25 protein-coding genes are annotated in these 25517 nt (G+C 66.4%); 21 read left to right on the forward strand and 4 right to left on the reverse strand.

Annotated features, from left to right (window positions below):
- Positions 1-171 precede the first annotated feature (171 nt).
- From BVH73_RS08600 to hprK, 16 genes are all read left to right on the forward strand, one after another.
- The gene (locus BVH73_RS08600; protein ID WP_245800297.1) at positions 172-525 is read left to right on the forward strand and encodes a hypothetical protein; all 354 of its coding nucleotides are present in this window, start codon (positions 172-174) and stop codon (positions 523-525) included.
- Positions 526-574: 49 nt separating this feature from the next.
- The gene (locus BVH73_RS08605) at positions 575-1117 is read left to right on the forward strand and encodes a hypothetical protein (RefSeq protein ID WP_079417860.1); all 543 of its coding nucleotides are present in this window, start codon (positions 575-577) and stop codon (positions 1115-1117) included.
- Positions 1118-1227: 110 nt separating this feature from the next.
- Positions 1228-3795, forward strand: coding sequence for a penicillin-binding protein 1A (locus tag BVH73_RS08610; RefSeq protein WP_079417862.1), 2568 nt, complete (start codon positions 1228-1230; stop codon positions 3793-3795).
- A 69-nt stretch (positions 3796-3864) separates the two neighbouring features.
- On the forward strand, positions 3865-4809 hold the full coding sequence (gene glyQ / locus BVH73_RS08615) for a glycine--tRNA ligase subunit alpha (protein WP_079420466.1): 945 nt from the start codon (positions 3865-3867) through the stop codon (positions 4807-4809).
- A gap of 62 nt (positions 4810-4871) precedes the next feature.
- The gene (gene glyS, locus BVH73_RS08620) at positions 4872-6989 is read left to right on the forward strand and encodes a glycine--tRNA ligase subunit beta (RefSeq protein ID WP_079417864.1); all 2118 of its coding nucleotides are present in this window, start codon (positions 4872-4874) and stop codon (positions 6987-6989) included.
- Positions 6990-7011: 22 nt separating this feature from the next.
- Positions 7012-7572, forward strand: coding sequence for a D-glycero-beta-D-manno-heptose 1,7-bisphosphate 7-phosphatase (gene gmhB / locus BVH73_RS08625; protein WP_079417866.1), 561 nt, complete (start codon positions 7012-7014; stop codon positions 7570-7572).
- A gap of 10 nt (positions 7573-7582) precedes the next feature.
- Positions 7583-8320: a lysophospholipid acyltransferase family protein gene (locus BVH73_RS08630; protein WP_079417868.1), complete on the forward strand. Its 738-nt coding sequence runs from the start codon at positions 7583-7585 to the stop codon at positions 8318-8320.
- Complete coding sequence (locus BVH73_RS08635) at positions 8307-9185, forward strand: M48 family metallopeptidase (protein ID WP_079417870.1); 879 nt, start codon at positions 8307-8309, stop codon at positions 9183-9185. Before BVH73_RS08630 ends, BVH73_RS08635 begins: the two co-directional genes overlap by 14 nt.
- A gap of 21 nt (positions 9186-9206) precedes the next feature.
- The gene (gene cls, locus BVH73_RS08640) at positions 9207-10631 is read left to right on the forward strand and encodes a cardiolipin synthase (protein WP_079417872.1); all 1425 of its coding nucleotides are present in this window, start codon (positions 9207-9209) and stop codon (positions 10629-10631) included.
- A 120-nt stretch (positions 10632-10751) separates the two neighbouring features.
- Positions 10752-11141 carry a lactoylglutathione lyase gene (gloA, locus tag BVH73_RS08645; protein ID WP_079420468.1) on the forward strand — a complete coding sequence of 130 codons (390 nt, stop codon included), beginning with the start codon at positions 10752-10754 and terminating at the stop codon, positions 11139-11141.
- Positions 11142-11191: 50 nt separating this feature from the next.
- Complete coding sequence (locus BVH73_RS08650; RefSeq protein WP_079417874.1) at positions 11192-11524, forward strand: DMT family transporter; 333 nt, start codon at positions 11192-11194, stop codon at positions 11522-11524.
- A gap of 132 nt (positions 11525-11656) precedes the next feature.
- The gene (gene tetH, locus BVH73_RS08655; RefSeq protein WP_079417876.1) at positions 11657-12445 is read left to right on the forward strand and encodes a thiosulfate dehydrogenase; all 789 of its coding nucleotides are present in this window, start codon (positions 11657-11659) and stop codon (positions 12443-12445) included.
- Between the two features lie 34 nt (positions 12446-12479).
- Entirely contained in the window at positions 12480-13502 is a 1023-nt protein-coding gene (locus tag BVH73_RS08660) for a substrate-binding domain-containing protein (protein WP_079417878.1), read from the forward strand.
- Positions 13503-13843: 341 nt separating this feature from the next.
- Complete coding sequence (gene hpf / locus BVH73_RS08665; protein ID WP_079417880.1) at positions 13844-14176, forward strand: ribosome hibernation-promoting factor, HPF/YfiA family; 333 nt, start codon at positions 13844-13846, stop codon at positions 14174-14176.
- Positions 14177-14304: 128 nt separating this feature from the next.
- A complete protein-coding gene (locus tag BVH73_RS08670) occupies positions 14305-14775 on the forward strand; it encodes a PTS sugar transporter subunit IIA (protein WP_079417882.1) in 471 nt (156 codons plus the stop codon).
- Between the two features lie 67 nt (positions 14776-14842).
- Positions 14843-15796, forward strand: a complete 954-nt coding sequence (gene hprK, locus BVH73_RS08675) for an HPr(Ser) kinase/phosphatase (RefSeq protein WP_079417883.1) — start codon at positions 14843-14845, stop codon at positions 15794-15796.
- Between the two features lie 52 nt (positions 15797-15848).
- On the opposite strand, the gene fur is transcribed toward hprK, so the two are convergent.
- Positions 15849-16322: a ferric iron uptake transcriptional regulator gene (gene fur / locus BVH73_RS08680; RefSeq protein ID WP_079417884.1), complete on the reverse strand. Its 474-nt coding sequence runs from the start codon at positions 16320-16322 to the stop codon at positions 15849-15851.
- A 75-nt stretch (positions 16323-16397) separates the two neighbouring features.
- Here fur and BVH73_RS08685 point away from each other — a divergent pair, with 75 nt between their 5' ends.
- The 4 genes from BVH73_RS08685 to BVH73_RS08700 all read left to right on the forward strand — a co-directional run bounded on the left by BVH73_RS08685 (position 16398) and on the right by BVH73_RS08700 (position 19207).
- Positions 16398-17090 (forward strand): outer membrane protein assembly factor BamE, encoded by a 693-nt coding sequence (locus BVH73_RS08685; RefSeq protein ID WP_079417885.1) that lies wholly within the window; start codon positions 16398-16400, stop codon positions 17088-17090.
- 16 nt (positions 17091-17106) lie between these two features.
- Positions 17107-17940, forward strand: a complete 834-nt coding sequence (gene dapB / locus BVH73_RS08690; RefSeq protein ID WP_079417887.1) for a 4-hydroxy-tetrahydrodipicolinate reductase — start codon at positions 17107-17109, stop codon at positions 17938-17940.
- A 160-nt stretch (positions 17941-18100) separates the two neighbouring features.
- Complete coding sequence (locus BVH73_RS08695) at positions 18101-18754, forward strand: MotA/TolQ/ExbB proton channel family protein (RefSeq protein ID WP_079417888.1); 654 nt, start codon at positions 18101-18103, stop codon at positions 18752-18754.
- A gap of 12 nt (positions 18755-18766) precedes the next feature.
- Positions 18767-19207, forward strand: a complete 441-nt coding sequence (locus tag BVH73_RS08700; protein ID WP_079417889.1) for an ExbD/TolR family protein — start codon at positions 18767-18769, stop codon at positions 19205-19207.
- A gap of 8 nt (positions 19208-19215) precedes the next feature.
- On the opposite strand, the gene BVH73_RS08705 is transcribed toward BVH73_RS08700, so the two are convergent.
- From BVH73_RS08705 to BVH73_RS08715, 3 genes are all read right to left on the reverse strand, one after another.
- On the reverse strand, positions 19216-19584 hold the full coding sequence (locus tag BVH73_RS08705; RefSeq protein WP_079417891.1) for a c-type cytochrome: 369 nt from the start codon (positions 19582-19584) through the stop codon (positions 19216-19218).
- Between the two features lie 95 nt (positions 19585-19679).
- Positions 19680-21485, reverse strand: a complete 1806-nt coding sequence (locus BVH73_RS08710) for a diguanylate cyclase (RefSeq protein ID WP_245800298.1) — start codon at positions 21483-21485, stop codon at positions 19680-19682.
- Between the two features lie 122 nt (positions 21486-21607).
- Entirely contained in the window at positions 21608-24403 is a 2796-nt protein-coding gene (locus BVH73_RS08715) for a putative bifunctional diguanylate cyclase/phosphodiesterase (RefSeq protein WP_169836768.1), read from the reverse strand.
- Positions 24404-25259: 856 nt separating this feature from the next.
- On the opposite strand from BVH73_RS08715, the gene BVH73_RS08720 reads away from it, so the two are divergent.
- Positions 25260-25484, forward strand: coding sequence for a hypothetical protein (locus BVH73_RS08720; protein WP_079417896.1), 225 nt, complete (start codon positions 25260-25262; stop codon positions 25482-25484).
- Positions 25485-25517 lie beyond the last annotated feature (33 nt).

Here is a 25517-nt window from a genome sequence, read left to right on the forward strand (position 1 = left end):
GAACACAAAATTTTGCACATCGACGCGGGCGAGCGTGTCACCTCTTTCGGCCGGGTTCTCGTTACAGTTCATGGAGGCAGGGCCGCAGGCCCTTCACGGAACTTGGCCCGGCGGGCCGGTTCCAAATGTCAAAGGACTGTTATGCGAGCGCTATCCCGAATCAAGAGCCTGATGTTGATCGCCGTCGCGTCGGTGGCGATGGCCATGCCCGGACTGGCCGAGGCCCGCGTGCACTGGAGCATCGGCATTGGCGTGCCGGGTTATTACGGTCCCGGCTGGGGACCGGGCTGGGGCGGCGGCTGGTATGCGCCGTATCCGGTCTATGGCGGCTGGTCCACCTGGAGCCCGCCAGTCGTGGTGGAGCGGCAACCCGTGGTGGTGCAATCGCTGCCGCCGGGCCCGGCGCCGCAATCGCTCTGGTATTACTGCCAGAACCCAGCGGGCTACTACCCTTATGTTTCGGCCTGCCCGGGAGGGTGGACGCCCGTTCCCGCCACACCCGCGCCGCCGCCGCCCGACAGATAAGACCTTGGTTTTCCTCAAACAATCTACGGACCCTTTTTCAGGACGCATCATGCGACTCTCCCGCCCGTTTTTTCTCCTTCCCGCCGCCATGGGCGCCCTGCTGCTCGGGGGCTGCGCCACGGCCCCTCTCGGCCCGACGGTGGCCGTCATGCCCGCGCCCGGCATGCCCTTTGAACAGTTCCAGGCGATCGACGCCAGCTGCCGCCAGTTCGCGCAGCAGCAATCGGCCCAGTATCAGACCGGGGCAAGCAATTCCGGCGTCACCTCGGCGGCTTTGGCCACCGGCATCGGCGCCGCGGCCGGCGCGCTGATCGGCGGCAACAGTACGGGCGCTGGTGTGGGGGCTGGCATCGGGCTGCTCGCGGGCAGCGCGGGCGGCGCCGGGTCTTATGGCGATACCCAGGGCAGCGCCCAGCGCGCTTACAACATTGCGTATCAACAGTGCATGTACTCGCGGGGCGCCCAGGTGCCGGGCTATGCCGCGCCGCACTATGTGGCGCCGCCGCCCCCGCCGGCCTATCCGGCGCAACCGTCCTACCAGCCTGCGCCTCAGCAGCCCAGCTACCAGCCGGCCTATCCCGCGGCGCAGTGATGCACCGTGGCAAAGCAGGGCGGCGCGGCGCAGACCGTTACCCAGAGTCACAACTGGTCACAGGATGGCGGGTGTTTTGACGGATGCGGCGGCTATCATGCCCCGCGACCATGAGTACCACTGCTGACACCACGCCCGCGGGCTCGACCCCACCGTCCTCGGGCCGCGGCAAGCGGCCCAAGCGCGCATCTTCTTCCCGCCCTCTCTGGCTGCAACTTCTGCTGGGGGCTGTGCTGCTGGGGGCGGCCGCATTGCTGGCGCTGGTGTTTGCGGTGGTCATGCTCTATCCGCGCTTGCCCGCGTTGAGCGAACTCACCGACTACCGTCCAGATCTGCCGCTTCGGGTGTATTCCAGCGAGGGCACGCTGATTGGCGAGTTCGGCGTGCAGCGCCGCACCGTCGTGCCTTTCGACAAGATTCCCCTGCAGGTGCGCGAGGCCTTTCTCGCCGCGGAAGACTCGCAGTTCTACGAGCACGGCGCGGTCGACTGGTCCGGCGTGTTCCGGGCCGCGCTGGCCGATCTGATGCACGGTGCCGCCGTGCAGGGCGCCTCGACCATTACCATGCAGGTGGCGCGCGACTTCTATCTCAGCCCGCAAAAGACCCCGCTGCGCAAGTTCACCGAAGCGCTGATGGCTTACAAGATCGAGCATGAGCTGAGCAAGGACCAGATCCTCGAACGCTATCTGAATCAGGTCTATCTCGGCCAGCGCGCCTATGGTGTGGCCGCCGCCTCGCAGGTGTATTACGGCAAGCCGCTCGACCAGCTCAGCCTGGCGCAGATGGCCGTGCTCGCGGGATTGCCCAAGGCGCCTTCGGCCTTCAACCCCCAGACCAATATCAAGGCGGCGCTGATACGCCAGCATTACGTGCTCGGCCGCATGCTGGCGCTGGGCGACATCACCCGCGCCGACTACGACGCCGCCATGCAGGCGCCGCTCGACGTGGTGGCCGGACAGGGGCTGCTGCGCTACAAGGTGGATGCCGACTACGCCGCCGAACAGGTGCGCGAGGTCATGGTGGCGCGGTTCGGCGAATCGGCCTACACCGACGGCTACAAGGTCTACACCACCTTGCACGACCGCGATCAGGTTGCTGGCGTGGACGCCGTGCGTGCCGGGGTGCTGGCCTACGATCAGCGCCACGGGTGGCGCGGTCCGCAGGCGCAGATCGCGCTGCCGGCCCACGATGCCGATGCCCTGTCGGTGGCGGCCCAGGCGCTCAAGACCTATGACGCGGCCGGCAGCCTGCATCCGGCCGTGGTGCTGCATGCCAGTTCCAAGCTGGTCGAGGCGGTGCTGGCCTCGGGCAATACGGTGGAACTCAGCGGCGACGCCCTGCGCTTCGCAGCGGCGGGCCTGTCGCCGAAGGCCACCGACAAACAGCGCATCGATCGCGGCGCCGTGGTCTGGCTGCAGAAGCTGGCCAAGGGCTGGCGCCTGGCCCAGATGCCCGATGTGCAGTCGGCCCTGGTGTCGGTCGATCCGAAGGACGGCGCGGTGCGCGCCTGGGTGGGCGGCTTCGACTACGACCATGAGAAGTTCGACCATGTGAATCAGGCCTTCCGACAGCCGGGTTCGAGCTTCAAGCCTTTCATCTATTCGGCCGCGGTCGATGAGGGCCTGGCGCCCACGACCCTCATCGACGACTCCCCGATCACCATCAATCCCGGTCCGGGACAACCGCTGTGGACCCCGCACAACTACGACAACGAGCAGCTCGGCGCCGTCTCCGCCTCGCTGGCGCTGGCGCATTCCGACAATGTGTGCGCGGTCAAGGTGCTGCTGGCTGTGGGCATCCCCTACGCGCGCCAGTTCGCCTCGCGCTTCGGTCTGCCGCTCGACCAGATTCCGCCCTATCCCACCATGGTGCTGGGCGCTGGCAGCTTCACGCCCCTGCAGATGGCCACGGCCTACGCCGTGTTCGCTAACGGCGGCTCGCTGGTGCAGCCCTATCTGATCAAGCGCGTCATCGACGCCCACGGCGCCGAGGTCTATGCCCACAAGCCGGAGATCGCGGGGCAGAACGCGCCACGCATCATCAGCGCGGCCAACGCCTTCCTGACGACCCAGATGATGCAGGCGGTGATCCAGCATGGCACCGGAGGCGCGGCGCTGTCGCTCGGCCGTGTCGATCTGGCGGGCAAGACCGGCACCTCGCAGAACTTCCACGACGCCTGGTTCGATGGCTTCAACCCCGACCTCGTGGCCGTCACCTGGATGGGCTACAACAACCAGCGCGACCTGTACCGCGGCGAACAGGGCGCCAAGGCGGCCCTGCCGATCTGGATGGACTACATGCGTACCGCGCTGCAGGGCAAGCCCGATGCGCCCTGGCCAGTGCCGCAGGGCGTCATCATGGCGCAGGTCAACCCGGCCACGGGCTTCGCCTCGGGCTCTCCCAGTGCGGTGAGCGGCTATTTCCTGCAGAACTTCCCGCCGCAGGCCATCGACGCGCAGATCCCGCTGTCGGCCACGGCGTCGGCGCCCGCAGGGGCCGTGAGCACCGGCAGCGGCGGTGCGCTGGTCGGGCCGGGCGGGGTGCCGGTGGGGACCTCCACCGTCAGTGTGCGCGGTCAGGGGCCGGGCACCCATCCGGCCGCCGTCGCGCAACCGGTGCAGAACCCGCCGTCCTTGCAGCCGGGCGCCATCCTGCCCTCGCTGGGCGGCAATCACTGAGCCTTGGGCCGTGTGCCGGGGCGAAGGCCCGCCGGTTTCTACAATGGCGGCTTGTTCAAGGCCGATTCCATGCGCTCCTTTCAAGACCTCATTCTCACGCTGCAAACCTATTGGGCCCGTCAGGGCTGCGCCCTTCTTCAGCCCTACGACATGGAAGTCGGCGCCGGCACCAGCCACACCGCCACCTTTCTGCGCGCCCTCGGCCCCGAGCCGTGGAAGGCCGCTTATGTCCAGCCCAGCCGCCGCCCGAAGGACGGCCGCTACGGTGACAACCCCAACCGGCTCCAGCATTACTACCAGTTCCAGGTCGTGCTCAAACCCGCGCCCGGGAACATCCTCGATCTTTATCTGGGCAGTCTGGAAGCGCTGGGTTTCGACCTGAAGACCAACGACATCCGCTTTGTCGAGGACGACTGGGAGAACCCCACGCTCGGCGCCTGGGGCCTGGGCTGGGAAGTCTGGCTCAACGGCATGGAAGTCACCCAGTTCACCTATTTCCAGCAGGTCGGCGGCATCGACTGCAAGCCGCTCACCGGCGAGATCACCTACGGTCTGGAGCGCCTGGCCATGTACCTGCAGGGCGTGCAGAGCGTGTACGACCTGGTGTGGACCGACACCGAGGTCGCCCAACAAAAAATGCGGCTCAAATACGGCGACGTGTTCCACCAGAATGAAGTCGAGCAGAGCACCTACAACTTCGAGCACAGCGATGTGGACTTTCTGCTCACAGCCTTTGCCGCGCACGAAAAGCAGGCCAAGCATTTGATGGCCGCGCAACTCGCGCTGCCCGCCTACGAGCAGGTGCTCAAGTGCGCCCACAGCTTCAACCTGCTCGACGCCCGGGGGGCGATCTCCGTCACCGAGCGCGCCGCCTACATCGGTCGCATCCGCAATCTCGCGCGCGGGGTGGCGCAGGAATACCTCGACAGCCGCGCCCGCCTGGGCTTCCCGCTGGCACCGAAAGACTGGGCCGACGAAGTCTCTGCCCAACTCGCCCAGAAGAAAGCCGCCTGACGTCAGCCGCACGCCGTGCCCGCGCCCTGTCGCGGGCCGACGGCGGCCCGCAAAGTCCGCACATGAACACACAGAATCTGCTTGTCGAACTCTTCGTCGAAGAACTGCCGCCCAAGGCCCTGCCCGTGCTGGGCGAGTCCTTTGCCCGCACCCTGGCCGCGAGCCTGCAGGCCCAGGGCCTAGCCGCAGCCGATGGCGCGGTCACGCCCTATGCCAGTCCGCGCCGATTGGCGGCTCATCTGACCGCCGTCGCCGCCAGGGCGGCCGACAAGGCCGTGGCGCAGAAGCTCATGCCCGTGGCCGTGGGGCTGGATGCCGACGGCAAGCCCACCCCGGCCTTGCTGAAGAAGCTCGGCGCCCTGGGGCTGGATGCCGACGCCGCCCCTCGCCTGCGACGCGAAGGCGAGGGCAAGGCCGAAACCCTGTTCATCGACACCGTGGCGCCCGGCGCCTCGCTGGCCGAGGGCCTGCAGAGGGCGCTGGCCGAGGCCATCGCCAAGCTGCCCATTCCGAAGGTCATGGCCTACCAACTGGCCGACGGCTGGACCACGGTGAAGTTCGTGCGGCCCGCGCATGGTCTGGTGGCCCTGCATGGCGCCGACCTCGTGCCGGTGCAGGCGCTGGGGCTCGCCGCAGGACGGCAGACCCACGGCCATCGCTTCGAGGCTCAGTACGACCCCATTCACGTGTCGCACGCCGATGCCTATGCCGACACCCTGCGCGAGCAAGGCGCCGTGATCGCCAGTTTCGACGCGCGGCGCGCCGAGATTGCCGCGCAGCTGCAGGCGGCTGCCGCGACTGCGGGAGATGGACTGCGCCCCATCGACGCCGCCGCGCTGCTCGACGAAGTCACCGCCCTGGTCGAACGCCCGAACGTGCTGCTGTGCGAGTTCGATCCCGCCTTCCTCGCCGTGCCGCAGGAATGCCTCATTCTCACGATGAAGGCCAACCAGAAATACTTTCCCCTGCTCGACGCGGCGGGCAAGCTGACTCACCGGTTCCTGGTGGTCAGCAATATCTCGCCGGCCGACCCCAGCGCGGTCGTCCAAGGCAACGAGCGCGTGGTGCGTCCGCGCCTGGCCGACGCGCAGTTCTTCTTCGAGCAGGACCGCAAGAAGCGTCTGGAAGACCGCGTGCCGGGACTCGACAAGGTCGTCTACCACGCCAGGCTGGGCTCGCTGGGCGAGCGCATGCGGCGGGTGCAGACGATGGCGAGCATCATCGCCGCGCAGATTCCACCGTCGTTTCCGGTCGGCCTCGCCGAGCGTGCTGCGCTGCTGGCCAAGACCGATCTGCTGACCGACATGGTCGGCGAGTTTCCCGAACTGCAGGGCATCATGGGGCGTTACTACGCCGTGCACGATGGCGAAGATCCGTTGGTGGCCGAGGCCATCGAAGACCATTACAAGCCGCGTTTCTCCGGCGACGAACTGCCGCGCAGCGACGTGGGTTTCGCGTTGGCGCTGGCCGACAAGACCGAAACCCTGGTGGGCCTGTTCGGCATCGGCGAACGCCCGACAGGCGACAAGGACCCGTTCGCGCTGCGCCGCCATGCGCTGGGCATCCTCCGCATGTTGATGGAGCGCGGCACGGGCATCGAGCTGTCGCGCTTTCTGCGCGATGCGGTGCCGGTGTTCGGACCAGTGGCCGGGTTCGCCGACCCCAGCGCCGATGTGCAGACCTTTCTCTACGACCGTCTCGCCAACCTGATGCGCGAGCAGGGCTGGACGGCGCAGGAAGTCGATGCGGTGCTGGCGCAGGGGCCCGAGATCCTGGCCGAGGTGCCGCGCCGCCTGGAGGCGGTGCGAGCCTTCGACGCCTTGCCCGAAGCCACCGCACTGGCCGCGGCCAACAAGCGGGTGGGCAATATTCTGCGCAAATCCGAGGGTGTGAAGGACGGCAGCGGTTTCGACGCAGAGCTGCTGGTCGAGCCCGCCGAAATCGCCTTGTCGCAAGCCTTGGACGCCGTGGCGCCTCAGGCGCAGCAGCTCTATGCCGCAGGCGACTACACCGCCGCGCTCAAGGCGCTGGCCGCGCTGAAAATCCCGGTGGATACCTTCTTCGAGCAGGTGATGGTCAACGCCGAAGACCCCGCGCTGCGCGCCAACCGCCTGGCCCTGCTGGCGCGGCTGCAGCGCGCGATGAACCAGGTCGCCGATCTGTCGCGTCTCGCGACTTGATGAACTGCTGGACAATCACGGCATGAAACTGCTCATCCTCGACCGCGACGGCGTCATCAACGAAGACAGCGACGACTTCATCAAGTCGCCCGACGAGTGGGTGCCCATTCCCGGCAGCCTGGAGGCGATCGCACGGCTGAACCACGAGGGCTGGCATGTGGTGGTGGCGAGCAATCAGTCGGGCATCGGCCGGGGCCTGTTCGACATGACCACGCTCAACGCCATCCACCGCAAGATGCACAAGGCGCTGGCCGCTGTGGGGGGGCGCATCGATGCCGTGTTTTTCTGCCCGCATGCGCCGGAAGATCATTGCAGCTGCCGCAAACCCAAGCCCGGTCTGTTCCACGACATTGCCCGGCGCTTTGAACTCGAAAACCTCGACGGCGTGCCGTCTGTGGGCGACAGTGTGCGCGACCTTCAGGCCGCGCAGCCGCTGGGCTGCGGCCTGAATCTGGTGCGCACCGGCAAGGGCGAGCGCATCGCCGACCTGGGCAATCTGCCTGCGGGCACGCGGGTGCACGACGATCTGGCCGCGTTCGCCGACGGGCTGATGCTGCAGACCCGGACGTCCGAGAAGGCCTGATCGAGCCGCCATGCGCTTCCTCCGCTCCCTGCTCTACATGATCTGGCTGATCGTCACCGTGGTGCCTTACGCGGTGCTGGTGGTGACGCTGTCGCTGGTGCTGCGCGGCACGCGGCTGTACCGCTTCACGCTGGGATGGGTGCATCTGTCGGTGTGGGGTGCGCGCCATCTCTGCGGCATTCGCAGCCGCATCACGGGCATGGAGAATCTGCCCGACGGCCCGGTCATCCTGCTGGCCAAGCACCAGTCGGCCTGGGAGACCCTGGCTTTCCCGCTGATCATGCCGCGTCCGCTGGCCTATGTGTTCAAGCGCGAGCTGCTCTACGTGCCCTTCTTCGGCTGGGCCTTGGGCCGTCTGGACATGGTGCATATCGATCGCAGCAAGCGTGCCGAAGCTTTCCGCCGCGTGGAGCGCCAGGGCAAGCGCATTCTCGAACAGGGCAACTGGATCATCATGTTCCCGGAAGGCACCCGGACCGCGCGCGGCATGAAGGGTGAATACAGATCGGGCGGTGCGCGGCTGGCTATCGCCACCGGTGCGTGGGTGGTGCCCATCGCCGTGACGTCGGCGCGGTGCTGGCCACGGCAGGCGTTCATCAAGACGCCGGGCGTAGTCGATGTCTCCATCGGCAAGCCCTTATCGCCCGAAGGTCGTCAGCCGGCCGAGCTGATGGCCGAAGTCGAGCAATGGATCGAGGCCGAGATGCGCCGTCTCGACCCGCAGGCCTACGCGCATGCCTCGCACTGAAAGCCCCGGCCATGCGCCCGTGGCGGGCGCGGCGCAGCTCGGCCTGTTCGATTGGGCCGAGCCCGAGCCTGTGCCGATGGCGGCGGCCCTCCCCGTGGCCGTCCCTCCGCCCCCGGTGCCCACGCCGCCGCCCCAGCAGCCCGTCCAGACGGCGCCGTTGCAGCGCCATGACGACGGCATCCATCGCTTCGACTGGTCGCTGCACCGGGCGGCCCGCCGCACGCTGGCGCTGCGCGTGGACGACCGCGGCGTGCGGGTGATGGCGCCGCGCAGCGCCACGCTGACGGTTGTCAAAGCCTTCGTCGCCGGCCATGCGGCGTGGGTGGTCCGCAAGCTGCAGCAGCGCGCCGCCCGCCTGCAGGCCCTCGGGGCTGCGCGCATCGACTGGTCCGACGGCGGGCGCCTGCCCTACCTCGGCGGCACGCTGCTGCTGCGCGTGCGCGGCGATACGGTGCTGCGCCACACGCCCGACACCGGCGAGCTGCATCTGCCGCTGCCGCACGGCAGCGCGGCCGACCGTGTGCGCGACAGCGTGGCGGCCTGGATGCAGCGGCAAGCGCTGGCGCTGTTCACCGCCCGCACCGCGCACTTTGCCCAGCAGCTGGGCGTGCAGGTGCGCCGGGTCGGGCTCAGCCAGGCCACCACCCGCTGGGGCAGCGCCACCAGTGACGGCAGCATCCGCCTGCATTGGCGTCTGCTGCACTTCAGCCCGCGACTGGTGGACTATGTCGTGGCGCACGAGGTGGCGCACCTGCGCGAGATGAACCACAGCCCGCGATTCTGGGCCCATGTGGGATGGCTCTATCCCGAGTTTCGCGAGGCGCGTCAGCACTTGCGGCAGACCACCTTGCCGCCCTGGGACTAAGAGGTTGAGCCTCTTTTAGCCATGCTCTTCTTTCTGTCGCATCTGGTGCTGACGTTGACCTGCGCTGCGCATGTGCTGCTGCGGCCGCATCGCCAACCCGAATCACGCGCTGCCTGGCTGTTGATGCTGGTGGCCTTTCCCTACCTGGGCGTGCTGGCCTATCTGCTGCTGGGCACCACCAATATCGGTCGTCGGCGCGCGGCGCGGCTGAGCGCCATCGCCCGCGCCCTGCCTCGGCCCGAGACGGCGCCTGGCTGGCCGATGGGGGAGGCGCTGGCGGATGCCGACGACGCGCCGCTGTTCCGCCTGGGCATGTCGATCAGCGGCTACCCGGCCGTCGGCGGCAACCGCGCCGAGCTGATGGCCGATTCGGACGCGGCGATCGACCACCTCGTGGCCGACATCGACGCGGCCAGGCACAGCGTGCATCTCATCTTCTACATCTGGCTGGACGATCGCAATGGCCGCCGCGTGGCCGAGGCCCTGCGCCGCGCGGCCGGGCGCGGTGTGGCCTGCCGCGCGCTGGTGGACGATCTCGGCTCGCGGAGCTTCATCCGCAGCGCGCAGTGGCCTGCTCTGGCGGACGCGGGCGTGCGCGTGCGGCGGGCGTTGCCCGTGGGCAATCCGCTGTTGCGGGCGCTGCGGGGACGCATCGATCTGCGCAACCACCGCAAGCTCGTGGTGATCGACAACCGACTGACCTACTGCGGCAGCCAGAACTGCGCCGATCCGGCCTTCCTGCCGAAGGCGAAGTACGGTCCCTGGGTGGACGTGTTCCTGCGGTTCGAAGGTCCTGTGGCGCGGCAGAACCAGCACCTCTTCGCCACCGACTGGATGGGGCATGGCGGAGACGATCTGACGGCCATGCTGACCGAGCCGATGCCGCCCGCAAGCCGAGGCTTTGCCGCGCAGGTCATTGCCACCGGACCGACCGACCGGGCCGCAGCCATGCCCGAGCTGTTCGAGTCGCTGATCTTTGCCGCGCGGCGCGAGCTGGTCATCACCACACCCTATTACGTGCCCGGGCCCGCCCTGCAGGCCGCGCTGTGCGCCGCGGCCAATCGCGGCGTGTCCACCACGCTGATCCTGCCGGCCCGCAACGACGATTTCGCCGTGGGCGCGACCTCCCGCAGCCATTACCGAGCGCTGCTCGAGGCCGGCGTGCAGCTGCACGAGTTCGGCCCCGGGCTGCTGCATGCCAAGACCCTCACCATCGACGGACGTCTCACCCTCATCGGCTCGGCCAATATGGACCGGCGCAGCTTCGATCTGAACTACGAGAACAACCTCCTCGTGCGCGACGAGGCGCTCACGGCGGCGCTGCACGCGCGCCAGGCGCATTACCTCGCCAGCAGCCGTCGCATCACCCTGGATGACGTGCTTGCCTGGCGGGCTGGAAGGCGGCTGTGGCAGAACGCCCTGGCCATCGTCGGCCCCATTCTGTAGGGCCCTGCAGGGTCGATTCGCGGCGAATCCGAACGGTGTATGTCCATTCGCCCCGCGCCCAACGCCAAGACCAACGGCGCGCTACGCTTGCGACCCATTCCCGAACTCACAGGATTCATCATGCGTCTGTTGCACACCATGCTGCGCGTCGGCGACCTGCAGCGCTCCGTCGATTTCTACACCGAGGTGATCGGCATGAAGCTGCTGCGCACCACCGACCGCCCCGAGCAGAAATACAGCCTGGCCTTTCTGGGCTTCGAACCCAACCCGGCGCAGGCCGAGCTGGAGCTGACCTACAACTACGGCGTTGATCACTACGACCTCGGCACGGCCTACGGCCACGTCGCCCTGGGCGTGGACGATGCCGCCGCGGCCTGCGCGCGCATCAAGGCGGCGGGCGGCAAGGTCACGCGCGAGGCCGGGCCCGTGGCCGGCGGCAGCACCATCATCGCCTTCGTGCAAGACCCCGACGGCTACAAGATCGAACTGATCCAGCACGGCACGCTTTAAGGACAGGCTGACCGAGACCCCCGCCTGCCGCGGCGGGGTATGCTGCCGTCATGCAATCCTGGTTCTTTCTGTTCGGCGCCATTGCGGCCGAGGTCATCGGCACCACCGCGCTCAAGGCAACCCACGGCTTCACGCGGCTGGCGCCGTCGCTCGTGGTCGTAGTGGCCTATGCGCTGGCCTTCTATCTGCTGTCGCGCACCATGCAGACCATCCCCATGAGCATTTCGTATGCGGTGTGGTCGGGCGTGGGCATCGTGCTCATCACCCTGATCGGCTATGTGGTCTACCGTCAGTCGCTCGATCTGGCGGCGCTCATCGGCCTGGGGCTGATTCTGGCCGGCGTGCTGGTGATCCATCTGTTTTCCAAGTCTGTCGCGCACTGAGCCACGTCGGATTCATCGATCCCGCAGGTTGATGTCAGCATAAATATCCGTTGGTCTTGAGGAAGGCATGGCCCTATCTTGTCGGGCTGTTGAAGCGCGCAGCTGACGCGCCATCTTTCTGGAGCACTTCCCATGGCATCCTCCCCCACTTCGCGCCGCCTGGCGCTGCAATCCACGTTTGTCACCGGCCTTGGACTGGCCACGCTTGGCTCGAAAACGGCCCAGGCCGCAGCGGCTCAGGAGCGTTTCATGCCGAAAGGCGCCTCCACCTTGGCCGAGCTGGGCAAGAAGCTCGCGGCCGCGCCGCGCCGCCGCGATTTCAAGACCACGCAGATGATTCTGCAGAACCGCGACGAATGGGACAGCGAGGCGCTGGATCTGGTGCTCGCCTACGCCGGCCGGCCCAAGCAGGTCTGGAACAACACCCAGCTCGAAGGCCCCTGGCTGAACCTGATGCGCAATGCGATGAACGCTCAGGTCTGGTCGTTCAAGCATCCCGATTTTCTCGCGGTGTCGGCCACGCACGGCGCCGCGCACATCGCTCTGTTCGACGATGCGATCTGGGAAAAGTACCAGCTGGGTGCCATGACCAAAGGCAAGGACAAGACCAATACCTGGCTCAAGACACCGCTCGCGGCCGTCGCCGATCCGGGGGCCATCGAAGACCCCAAAGGCGTGTATTCGCCGGCCGACAACAGCATCACCGTGCTGCAGCAACGCGGCGCCGTGTTCCTGGCCTGCCACAACGCCATCTGGGAATTCACCGGCCATCTGCAGGCCACCGGCAACAATCCCGACAAGGTTTCGCACGAACAGATGGCGGCCGAGTTCACCAACCACCTGGCTCCGGGCGTGGTGCTCACGCCAGGGATCGTAGCCACCCTGGTGGAGCTTGAGGACGCAGGCTATCGCTACGCCTGAGGTCCGATCCCAAAAACACACAAAGGAGACCAAGATGCGCCTCACCCCTTCCCCTTCACGCAAGCCACTTCTGGCCGCACTCTTGCTGGCCTTGCCGGTGTTCGCCCACGCGCAGCAGGCCGACCCGCTCTGGCACGGCAAGGTGCATGCCCCGCAGTACAAGGAAACGGTCTTTCCGCCCTGGCAGCATGGTGCCAACAATCCGGCGCTGAACAAGGGTCTGGAATTCACCGTTCCCGAGATCAACGACCTGCCCGACTTTCACGGCAATCTCGATCATCCCAAGCTGGTGATTTTCGTGGCGGGCAACTATTACTTTGCGATGGCGCCGCTGGTCCAGGCTTTTGAGAAGGAGCATCCGGAGCTCAAGGGGCGCGTGTTCTACGAAACCCTGCCCCCTGGCATCCTGCTCAAGCAGATGAAGGCCGGCGGCACGGTGACCGTGGGCAATATGACCTGGACGGTCAAGCCCGATGTGTATGCCGCAGGGTTGAAGAAGGTCAAGGCGGGCATTCAGGATGGCATGCTCACCGGCGAGGCCATTCCCTATGTGAGCAACGATCTCACGATCATGGTGCCCAAGGACAATCCGGCGCACATCACCGGTCTGGCCGATCTGGGCAAGCCGGGGGTCACGCTGTCCATGCCCAATCCGGCCTGGGAAGGGGTGGCGCGCCAGATCGAGGCGTCGCTCAAAAAGGCCGGTGGCGATGCGCTGGAGCAGATGGTTTACGACACCAAGGTGAAGAATGGCGAGACGGTGCTCACCCATATCCACCATCGGCAGACGCCGCTCTTTCTGATGCAGGGCGTGGCGCAGGCGGGTGTGACCTGGAAGTCCGAAGCGATTTTCCAGGAGAAGGTGGGTCATGCCATCAGCCATGTGCCGATTCCTGCCGATCAGAACACCACCGCAATCTATGCCGCGGCCGTGGTCAAGGGTGCGGCCCATCCCCAGGCCGGTCTGATGTGGGCCGAGTTCCTGCGTTCGCCTGCTGCGTTGAAGATCTTCGAAGGCTACGGATTCAAACCGGTGTCCCCCCCGAAACCGGCTTGATTTGTAGCGATTACACGCAGTTTGGTTCTTCCTTCGCTCCCGCCGTGAGGCCGGAGCGATTTTTTTGTCCTTTTTTTCATCCGTTGCGACGCCTTGGCGCGGGGCAAAGTGTGAACCTTTGCACGTTTTGGAGCCTGTCATCAAAAACCCGTTGACGGCGCCGGGTCGGGGCTTGATTTTGGCGGGGGGCGGTAGCACACTGAAACCAACAGATCCACCACATAACGCGCGTTCGGCATGTCCCGGCGTGCACCAAAGAGGAGGTCCTTCCACCACAGACAGCGTCCTGGCAAGGTTTTTTGCCCTGCCGTTTTTTCCTTTCCGAAATCAGGAGCCTCACTATGAATCTGACCATCAGCGGCCACCATTTGGATGTCACCCCCTCGCTGCGCACGTATGTCGAGACCAAGCTCGATCGCGTGGTGCGACACTTCGATCAAGTGGTGAATGTGAACGTGCTACTCAGCGTGGAAAAACTCAAGGAGAAGGAAAAGCGCCAGCATGCCGAATGCAATCTGATGGTCAAGGGCAAATCGATTTTTTGCGAAAGTCAGCATGAAGACCTCTACGCAGCCATTGACACCCTGGTCGACAAACTCGACCGACAGGTGGTGGAGCACAAGAACCGTCTGCGTGACCATCAGGCCACGGCGGGCAAACACCTCGCGAGTTGATCCTGCCCAGCCTTTCTGAGCTGGCCCCGAAACCGGGAGGCGCCCTGCGCCGACCGGCTTCGGGGTGGTGACGGACTGCCTCAAAACACGTTTACACTCGCTGTCCTCATTGGCACAAGCACGATCCCATGAACCGTCTTGCCCAGATTCTGCCGCCGACCCACGTTCAACTCGATGTGGATGTCAGCAGCAAGAAGCGCGCGTTCGAGTATGCCGGCCTGTTGTTCGAAAACAGTCTTGGCCTCAACCGGGCGCTGATCACCGACAATCTGTTCGCCCGCGAGCGGCTGGGCTCCACCGGGCTGGGCCAGGGCGTGGCGATTCCCCATGGGCGGATCAAGGGGCTCAAACAGCCGAGCGCGGCCGTCATCCGCCTGCATCAGCCCATCGCCTTCGAGGCGCCGGACAATCTGCCGGTGGCCTTGCTCGTCGTGTTGCTGGTGCCTGAGAGCGCCAACGCCAAGCATCTGGAATTGCTCTCCACCATTGCCGAAATGCTCTCCGATACCGATCTGCGCGAACAGCTTCTGAGCGAAGCCGACGCTGCCGCGCTGCATCATCGCATCAGCGTCTGGGCACCCTTGCAGACGGCGGCCTGAGCGCCATGTCGGGCCTGTTGCCGTCCGGCGTGCCGCGTTGGCCAGCCTCTGAATCTGATCCTCTGAGTTGAAAGCCTCCACCCTCGCCGCCGAACGCCTGTTCGAGGCCAATGCAGCACAACTCATGTGGCAGTGGATCGCGGGGCAGAGTAATCCCGAGCGCCGCTTCGACATGGCCGCCGTCGAGGGCGCCACGTCGGGAGCGGACCTGGTCGGCTATCTGAATTACATCCACCCGTTTCGGGTGCAGATCCTGGACTGGCGCGAGGTCGACTACCTCAACAACTCCCATCAGGAAGACCGGCTGCGCCGCATCCGCCGCATCATCGGGCTGGAGCCGCCCGCGCTGGTGCTGGCAGACGGCAAGGAGCCGCCGCCCTGCCTGATCGACGAGTGCAATGCGGCGCAGGTGCCGTTGTTTCGCACCGCCGAGACGGCGGCCTTCACCATCGACGTGCTGCGCGCCTATCTGTCCAAGCATTTCGCCAACCGCATCACCCAGCACGGCGTGTTCATGGACATTCTCGGCCTGGGCGTGCTCATCACCGGCGAGTCCGGCCTGGGCAAGAGCGAGCTGGGGCTGGACCTCATCACCCGCGGTCACGGCCTGGTGGCCGACGACTGCGTCGATCTGCTGCGCGTGGCGCAGAACACCATCGAGGGCCGTTGTCCGCCGCTGCTGCAGAACCTGCTGGAAGTGCGGGGCATCGGCCTGCTCGACATCAAGACGATCTTCGGCGAGACGGCGGTGCGCCGCAAGATGCGGCTCAAGCTCATCTGCCACCTGATCCGCCGCGAGGTGCTCGATCGCACCTTCGACCGCTTGCCCGCGGGCAATCTGGATGAGGACGTGCTGGGCGTGCCGATCCGCAAGGTGATGATTCCGGTGGAAGCCGGGCGCAATCTCGGCGTGTTGGTCGAGTCGGCGGTGCGCAACACCATCCTGCAGCTGCGGGGCATCGACACGCTGCGCGAGTTTCAGGAGCGCCAGCGCCAGGCCATGCAGGACGGCGATGATTGAGCGGTAGCGGCTGAGGCGGGGATGCCGCCGCGGGTTTTGCCCACCCGGGCACTTACTCGTGCGGGCGCGCAGCCAGCGGGGCGTGATCCGCCTTGCTGTAATGCGGACATTCGGGCTTCTTGGCGCAGCTGGCGTAGAGCGACAGCGAGTGCTCCTGCAGCTCGAAGCCCTGTTCGCTGGCGATCTTTTTCTGCCGCCGCTCGATCTCGGGATCGAAGAACTCCACCACCCGGCCGCAGTCCAGGCAGACCAGATGATCGTGGTGTTTGCCTTCGTTGATTTCGAACACCGACTTGCCCGACTCGAAGTTGCTGCGCAGCAAGATGCCGGCCTGCTCGAACTGGGTCAGCACGCGGTAAACCGTGGCCAGGCCGATGTCCTGCTGCTCGTCGAGCAGCACACGGTACACGTCCTCCGCCGTCATGTGGCGCTGCGTGCCCTTCTGGAAGATTTCCAGGATGCGCAGGCGCGGCTGAGTCACTTTCAGGCCGGTGTTGCGCAAACCCTGTGCATTGCTCTGAGCCATGGGAAACGAGACCGTATTCAGTAGAATGCGCCGATGTTAAACGACCCCGGCCGCGTTGACCACGCGAGAGTCCCGATGCGGTTTCATTCCCTTTTTCGTACCCCCGAACCCCATGATCCGAACCGGCGCCAGCCGTCTGGTGGTCGGCGGGGCGCGGCGTTTGCGGCCCTGGCTTTGGCGGTGAGCGCAACGGCCTTGCTGGGCGGCTGCGGCAGCACGGCCACCCAGCGCGACATGACCTCGATGTTCAAACCCTATCGCGCCGATGTCATTCAGGGCAACTTCGTCTCGCGCGAAATGGCCGAGGAACTCAAACCCGGCATGACCAAGGCGCAGGTGCAGGCCATCATGGGCACACCGCTGTTGGGCACCATCTTCAATCAGAATCGATGGGAGTATGTGTTCAGCCTGCGACAGGGGTATCAGGAGCCGGTCGTGCGACGGTTCACGGTCTCTTTCGACAAGGACGGCAAGATGGTTCGCGCCGATGGCGATCCGCTGCCTTCCGAGGAAGAGTTTGTCGCCCAGATCAATGCGCTTCGCGATGGGGGTCGCAAACCCAAATCGCTGACCGAAGCGCAATTGCAGGCCGAGATCGCCGCGGCCGACAAGAAGTTCGCGCAAACCAAGCGGCCGCAGGCCACGGCATCGCAGCCTGGCAACCTGACCGTGTATGCGCCGCAGTCCGAAATCGCCGCGCTGCAGAACGCCGCGCCCCTGGTGGCGCCGGCCGCGAGCGCGGCCGCATCCGCGCCGGGCGCTCAGTGAGCCTAGGCGCCGCCGTATGAGTACGCCTCTCACCGCACCGCATCGCATCGCCATTGCCGGCGCCAGTGGGCGCATGGGCCGCACGCTCATCGAGGCCGTGCTGGCCGCGCCCGATTGCAGCGTCAGCGCGGCGCTCGACATGCCCGGCAGTCCGGCCTTGGGGCAGGACGCCGGGGCCTTCGCCGGGGTGCACACGGGCGTGGCCATCCGTTCCGATCTGCATGCAGCGTTGCAGCATGCGCGCTACTTCATCGACTTCACCCGGCCCGAAGGCACCATGGCCCACCTGGCCGCATGCGAGGCGGCGGGCGTGGCCATGGTCATCGGCACCACAGGATTCGACGATGCGCAGCTCGCCCGCATCCGCGCCGCGTCGCAGCGCATCGCCATCGTCATGGCGCCCAATATGAGCATCGGCGTGAACGTGGTGTTCAAGCTGCTGGAGCAGGCGGCGCGTGCGTTGGCGCAGGGCTATGACATTGAGATCATCGAAGCCCATCACCGCCACAAGGTCGATGCACCTTCGGGCACCGCGCTGAAAATGGGCGAAGTCGTGGCGGGCGCGCTGGGACGTGATCTCAAGCAATGCGCCGTCTATGGCCGCGAAGGGGTGACCGGCGAGCGCGATCCGTCCACCATCGGTTTCGCCACCGTGCGCGGCGGCGACATCGTGGGCGATCACACCGTGCTGTTCGCGGGCACCGGCGAGCGCATCGAAATCACCCACCGCTCGAGCAGCCGCGCCACCTATGCGCAGGGCAGTCTGCGCGCTGTGCGCTATCTCTCCACCCAAACCCACGGCCTGTTCGACATGCAGGACGTGCTGGGCTTCAAGGGCGAGAAGGCGTGAACAGATCCGCCGCGACCGCTCATCGCGCCCTGCGAGCCTCATTCGGCGTTGCAAAGGTGCGCTGTGCCAACGGGCACGGCTGTGCTTTGCGCCTTGTCTGGAACCCGCAGCATGCGCTGCTCGGCCACGCCGAATCTGTTCACGCCGTCTGACGCCGCGCATGGGAGGGCTTGCACAATTCTGGCAGCAGGGCGACGCGCTCAGTCACCTCGTGGCGCTACTCTTGCTCGCCATGTCGGTGGCGAGTTGGTTTGTCATTCTGTGGAAGGCGGCGCTGCTCGGGCGTGCCGTGCGGCGGGTACCGGCCGGCATTGCTGCCTACTGGGGCGCGCCCTCCGCGCTGCAGGGGGTGGGGGCCACGCAGGCGGCCGACCCCGAGGGCCTGTCCAGCCTTATGGCCGAGACTGCGTCGCGGCTGGCGCGGCCCGATACCGCGCATCGCTGGCAATCGCACGAAGATCGCGTCACCCGTGAATTGCGCGATGCCCTGCAGGCGGCGCAGCGACGCCTGCAGGCAGGCCATGTGCTGCTGGCCAGCGTGGGCAGCACGGCGCCCTTCGTCGGCCTGTTCGGTACGGTCTGGGGGATCTACCACGCGCTGACGGCGATCGCCGCGAGCGGGCAGATCAGCGTCGACAAGGTGGCGGGGCCCGTGGGGGAAACGCTCATCATGACCGCGGCCGGTCTGGCCGTGGCCATTCCCGCCGTGCTGGCCTACAACGCCCTGAGCAAGCGCGCCCGTCGCGTGCAGGGTGCGCTCGAGGGCTTTGCCCACGATCTGCAGCGGCTTCTTGCGGCCAGCCCCGTTCTCTGAGGGCCGCGCGTCATGAGCTTCGGCCGTTTTGATCAGGGTGATGAGGCCGAGGCGATGAGCGACATCAACATGACGCCGCTGATCGACGTCATGCTCGTGTTGTTGGTGATCTTCATCATCACCGCACCCTTGCTCACCGGCAGCCTGAAGCTCGATCTGCCCAAGGTCGAGGCCCCGGCGGCGCAGCAGGTGCCCACGATGCTCAATGTCGGGCTGCGCAAGGACGGTCAGCTCTATCTCGCCGACAAGGCGATCACGTTCGATCGGCTCAAGGCGCGCTTTGCCGCCGCGGCAAAGCAGTCGCCCAAGACCGAGGTTCACCTCAGTGCCGATGCCGCCGTGCCCTACGGCGACGTGGCGCAGGTGATGGGTGCGGCGCAGAACGCGGGCCTGAGCCGCATCGGTCTCATTACCCAGCAGCCCGCGGGCACGGCCTCTGCCGTCGCGCGCTGAGGCCCCGGCTACTTGAACTTGTAATACGTCTGGTTGAGGTAGGCGGCGATGTCCTTCACCTCTTCCGGAAACAGGTCGTGGTTGAGCTGGGTGACGCACATCTGGGTGAACGCCATCAGTTGTTTGGGGTTGTGCACCTTGCGGTCCGGGCGGGTGTACATCGCCGAGGTCGAGCCCATCATGCGCTCGGCGTGACAGGCGGCGCACTTGAGGTCGGTGTAGTACTTCTGTCCCTGCGCCACATTGGCGCCGACGAAGATCGGGGGCACGGCATGCGGCGCGGCGGCGTCGGCGGCCTGTGCCGGATGCCACACAGCGAACGCGAAGACGCCGCACAGGCCGAGGGTTCGCGGTGCGAGGCAGATCGATCGGAACATCGTGGTCTCCCTGGGTTGTTTGCAGGCAGTGTGCGGGGCGCCGCGGCGCTTGTCCATAACAGCCCTGCGGGGTGAAGGGGTTCGGCGCTGCCGGCTCAAGGTCGGCCGGGGCGGGTGAACTGGAACAGCGAGGTCTGCACGTCTGCCTCCATCTCCGAGGCCCACACCACATAGGTATCGCGTCCGCGGCCCTTGGCGTGATACATGGCCACGTCGGCCTGGCGCAGCAGATCCTCCAGGGTCAGGGCGTGCGTGGGGTACAGCGCCACGCCGATGCTGCCCGAGGCGCGGAACTCCTTGCCCGACAGGGCGTAGGGCGCGCGCAGCCTTTCGAGTGCGTGCGCCGCAAGCTCCTCGGCCAGTCGCGGCGAGGGCAGGTTGGGCAGCACGATGGCGAACTCGTCGCCCCCCAGTCGCGCGCACACCGCGTCCGGGCCGAAGGCCTCGCGCAACCGGGCCGAGGTCGCCTGGATCAAGGCGTCGCCTGCGGCATGACCGAACTGATCGTTGATGCGTTTGAGGCCGTCGAGATCGATCCACAGCACCGCGGCAAAAGCCTGGCTGTCGTGTGTGCGGTCGAGCTGGCGCTGGCCGCTGTCGAACAGGCCGTTGCGGTTGAGCAGGCCGGTGAGCGGATCTTTGAGCAGCAGGTCCTGCAGCTTGGTGGCGCGCTCGCGCAATTGCGCCACGCGCACCGAAAGGCCGTAGGTCAACACCAGCGCCAGCAGGACCGAGACCCATTGCAGCGCGTCGGACGTGAGAAAGGTCTCGGGCAGCCAGCCCAGGGTGCGGCCGATGTTGGCGAAGCCGACGATCAACAGGGGCAGCAGGCTGACCAGCAGGATGATGGCGGGCATGAAGCGTTGCTTCCAGCGCACGACCGCCGCCCACGCGATCAAGACGAGGGCGGCTGCGGCGACGGCCTGCGCGGGAATGAGCATCCAGCCGCTGTTGGGCAGCAGCACCGCCACCGCGAGGGTGATGGCCAGCCACTGCACGATCTGCAGGGCCAGATCGGTTCGCGGTGCGTAGCGCGGCAGCAGCAGGTAGGCGCGGATGAAATACAGGCCTCCGGCGCACATCAGCGACAGTCCGCCCACCAGCCCGATGCCGTTCCAGACGGGCGTGCCCGGCCAGAGCTGGTGCTGGCCCACGCCGGAAATCGCCAGCATGTAGAACAGGGTGGCCGACTGCCACAGGATGTAGGCGAAGTAGGCCCGGTCACGGGTGCTGAGAAACAGAAAGGCGTTGTAGATCAGCAGCGCCACCACCATGCCGTAGAACAGGCCCTGAAGCAGCGCGTCGTCCACCGCATGGTGGCGGAAGGTCGTTGCGTCCCAGAGCTGAAATTCCGGCGTGAGCGCGCCGTATTGCGCCACGCGGATCAACAGGGTGCTCGACCCTTCGGGCAGTTCGAAGGCATAGGCGGTGTAACGCGAATGCAAGGCGCGGAGCTGCCCGATGCCGGGCGGACGTTCGCCGCTGGCGTTGGCCAGATCGGTCGGCAGCAGATAGGCGTCGGCCTCGCGCCAGACCGGGCGTCCGAGCTGCAGCACCAGTTGGTCTGGCGCCTGGGCGCTGCGGAACAGCCGCACCCGCACCCAGAGTGCGTTTTCGCTGATGCCCAGATTGCTGCCGTTGACCACCTGGAACTGGGCATCGGGCACGGCGGCGACGGCGCCCGGTTCCAGCCGCCGTCCGGATTCGGGGTAAGCCAGCAAGGCTGCCCGCAGATCCTGGTGCGTGAGGTCGGACGGCACCAGAACGACCAGCGGCTCATCGTCGCCCACGGCGGCGGCCCGGGTGCACGCGCTCAGCCACAGCATGAGCATCGCGCCGAGCAGCAGCACCATAGCGCGGCTTGTCTCGCGTCGATCGGGGCGCTGTGACAGGCGGGACATGGCGGGCATGGACGAACGGGGCCGACGGACGAAACGGATCCGGGCCAGTCTATGGGGCGGATCCGGGCGCTTCAATCCCTCTCAGCAGGGGGATGGGGTCGCCGTCAGGGCGGCACAAGTCTTCAGGCCCCGCTCGGCGGTGTCGTGGTGGCCAAGGTTTGAAGATCCTGCAGAAGCGCGTCGTTGATCGCCTGCGCGTTGAGGACGAGCTGCAGGGCCAGCTTGTGATCGCCCGCGTCGGCCGCCGCGCGGGCGCGGCGCGCCAGCTCGTGGATCAAGGCATGGCGGCGGTGGAAATCGGCATAGCGCGGGTCGGCGCCATAGAAGAACTGCCCCGATCCGTTCAGCCATTGGCCGAGGTGGCAGTAGCGCTCGGCATCGCGCATCATCACGTTCTGCGGGAACTCGCCATCGCCCTGTGCTGCGGCGCGCAGTCGCAAGAACCGCTGCCGCTGGATTTCGGGCAGATTGGGCATGACCCGCATGATGGGCTTGGGAAAGGTGGGGGGCTGCCACTGTGCAATCCAGCCGGGCAACGCCTCGGCGGGCATGGGGCGGGCGATGCCGTAGCCCTGCGCATGGGTGCAGCCCAGCGAAGCCAGAAGCTGCATGGCGCCATCGCCTTCGACGCCCTCGGCTACCGTGATCAGGCCCATGAGGGAGGCCATGTCGAGCAGGCCGACGACGATGGCGTAGTCGTGCGGATCGTCGATCATGTCGCGCACGAAACTCTGGTCGATCTTGATGGTGTGCGCGGGCAGGCGCTGCAGATAGCGCAGCGTGGTTTCGCCCTGGCCGAAATCGTCGAGCGCGATGCGCACCCCGGCATGGGTGCTGTTCATCATCACCCGTGCGGCCACATCGAGATCGCGCAGGGCGCCGGATTCGGTGATCTCGATCTTGACCTGCGCGGGTTGCAGGCCGGGATGGGCGGTAAGCGCTTCGCTGAGGTCGCTCAGCCAGTCTGGCGAAAGAAAATGCACCGCGCTGATATTGACCATCATGCCCAGGTTGAGGCCCTGCGCATTCCAGTATTGCGCCTGGCCCATGGCCTGCTGCAGCACCCAGCGGCCGACGGGGCGGGCCAGATGCGGCGCATCGAGCGCGCTGATGAAGGTCTGCGCCGCGAGCACGCCTTGTTCGGGGTGGCGGATGCGCAGCAGCGCCTCCACCCCGGTGATGCGCCCGGCCTCGGCGCCGCTGATGCACAGAATGGGCTGGTAGTGCAGGCTGAGCCACTGCTGGCTCAGCGCCTGTTCCAGCAGGTCGTAGGCATTTTGTCGGGCCTGGGCCTGGGCTTCCATGTCGGGCTGGTAGCGCTGCAGCACATTCTTGCCCGCCTGCTTGGCGGCATACATCGCCTGATCGGCGTGGCGTAGCAGGGCATCGGGCGCCATGCCGTCGTCGGGCCAGATGGCCAGGCCCAGACTGGCGGTGACCTGAATGGCGTTCTGGTTGCTGAGTTCGATCAGGGTGCGCGCGCTGTCGAGCAGACGCTGGCAGGCGTTCAGGGCGTCGCGCTCCTGGGCGATGTGGTGCAGGATGACGGCGAACTCGTCGCCCCCCAGGCGGACCAGGGTGTCGTCGTCGCGCAGCACGTTCTGCAGCTTGGAGGCCAGGATCTTGAGAAACTGGTCGCCCTCATGGTGGCCGTAGGTGTCATTCACCCGCTTGAAATCGTCGAGGTCGAGAATGCCCACCGCAAACCGCTGGCCGCGTTCACGCTGGGCGGCGTCGCTCAGGCGGCCCAGCTGGGCCATCAGGTAGCGGCGGTTGGGCAGCTTGGTGAGATAGTCGCGCTCGGCCAGCTGCCGCAGGTGTTCGTTGTAGGACAGCAGGGTTTCGTGGCGCTCGTCGATGGCCAGCGACTCGGCCCGCATCCGTCCGAGCAGGAATAGATAGGTCAGGGCCAGGATGGTCAGCAGCGCGAGGGCTGCCACCAGGGTGGGGATCAACGACGTCCAGTAGGCTGCGACCAGGGTCGCGTAGGGCAGCGAAACCGCCACGGCCAGATCGGGCGCGTTCGGCTGGATGCGGATCCAATAGCCCACGCGCCTCTGGTTTACCGAGTGCACCACGCCGGCGAAGGACATCTCCGCCTTGTCCGGATGATCCTGCAGCGAGCGCACCAGCGCGCCGGTCTGCGGGTGCCCGTAGAACGCGTCGATGCGGTCGCGCGGCACGTCCGGCCAGCGCGCCAGCACATAGCCATCCTGCCGCACCAGCAGAAATCCCTCGGCTTCGCGCAAGGCATCGTCCCGCTGATTCTGGCGGGCCAGACTGACCCAGAGACGGTTGAACGCCATGCGCTCGATGCCGATGCCGATCCAGAAGGCCGGGGTTTCGCCGCTTGCCGGGTAGAACTGAAGCTGGGGCAAGACCCGCCGGTTCATCGTGGGCAGACGCACGAGCGGCCCCACCACCATGTGGCCGCTTTGTTGCGCGTTGAGCAGCTGGGTCCAGATCAGCGGGTTGTTGCGCAGCTCGAAGCTGGGGCCGAGCGGGGCCGTCGATCCCAGGATCTGCCCGTCGGCGTCGACCACGCGGATGACCGTGATGCCCTCAAGCGCCGCCTGGGCCTGACGCAGGCGGAGTTGCAGGGCCGACGCATCATTCAGCAAGCGCGGGTTGCGCCGGATGCTCATCGCCAGACTGTCCGACAGGACTGCGTATTGCTGCAGCCGTCCGTCCGTGGCGCCCGCCAGCAGCTGCGCGTTGAAAGCCAGGCGGTGGTTCAGCTTCTGCCGCTCATTGCGCCAGTGCTGGAGGGCGTACAGGCCGAACAGCGCCAGCGTGACGAGAATGACCACCGCATAGCTGATCGAGAACAGCCGCTGCAGCCTTTGCAGATGGGTGCGCTCGGACTGGCTGTTGTCCGTCTCGAGCGCCTGGGCCAGAAGGGGAGGGAGCGTTTCCAAGGTCATGGAGGTCGTGCGGACGGCTCAGCCGCCTCAGGCGCGCGCGGCGCTGCGGGGGCCTGGGCCCGGCTGCGCGCACCGCACGCGGGAGAAGCCATTGGGGCGAAACGTCATCCTGCCTCCTGGAGCCATCGCAAAACAAGCGACATGACAAACGTCGGTCTGGTGTCACGACGATCCTTTGTACGCCACATTGAGAGCATGGTAAATGTAAAGACACAAAGGGTTCAGTCAACCCCGCGCCGTGCTTCAATTGGCGCGCGGCGCAAGTGTTCCCGTGCCGCCTCATCTGCCGAGAGGGAGCGGGGAACAAAGTCTCAAAAATGCCCCAGAGGAGAAGTCGCAGTCAACACGCGATCAAGTCGTCCGCCAAAGTCTCAAAAACTCCCTCAAAGGGGTACGGCACGCTGAATTTCGTCGGGAAACAAGGTTTCAAATGACTGCGTCGGCGTTGAGAAATTTGTCCATGCTTCTTTGCTGTGCCTGCGAAGACGGGTCGCGGCGATGCCGACCTGGGTATGGTATGCAGCAGGCCCGCAGGACGGCTCGCTGCCAGGAGCTGGCATGAGCCGATATGCAGCCAGAGCAGGGCGCGGCACAATCCCAGGCGTTGACGCGCCTATCGAGTCGGCAAAGATCGTCGCGCAGGTTGCGCCTCACCCGCGACGTGGCGCTGGCTGAAGACTGCGCGCAGCCAGACGCTGGACCGCCTGCGCCACACGGCCACCGCCACGCCGCTGCGGGCGCGGCTATGCGCCGAGGCCGATCTGCAGCATGCCATCCACGAGGCTGACTTCGCCGAAGCGGTGGACGCCGCGCTCGACGACGCCATGCTGGCGCTGATCTGGAGCCCTCCATGAAAGTCCAGTCCTATGTTTTCTTCAACGGCCGCTGCGCCGAGGCCTTCGCGCTATACCCGCTATACCCGCACGCCTTCGATGCCGTGCCCGGCATGCTGCTGCGCTACCGCGAAAGCCCCGAGCCGCCGGCGATGCCGCTGGGCAAGACCTTCTTCGCCCCCTGTTTCGGCATGCTCACCGACCGCTACAGCCTGGGCTCGATGACCATCGTCAACACCTGATACCCGGACGCTTCACCAGGGGGCTGATTACGC

The sequence above is a fragment of the Thiomonas intermedia genome (genome assembly GCF_002028405.1).
GTDB lineage: Bacteria > Pseudomonadota > Gammaproteobacteria > Burkholderiales > Burkholderiaceae_C > Thiomonas > Thiomonas intermedia.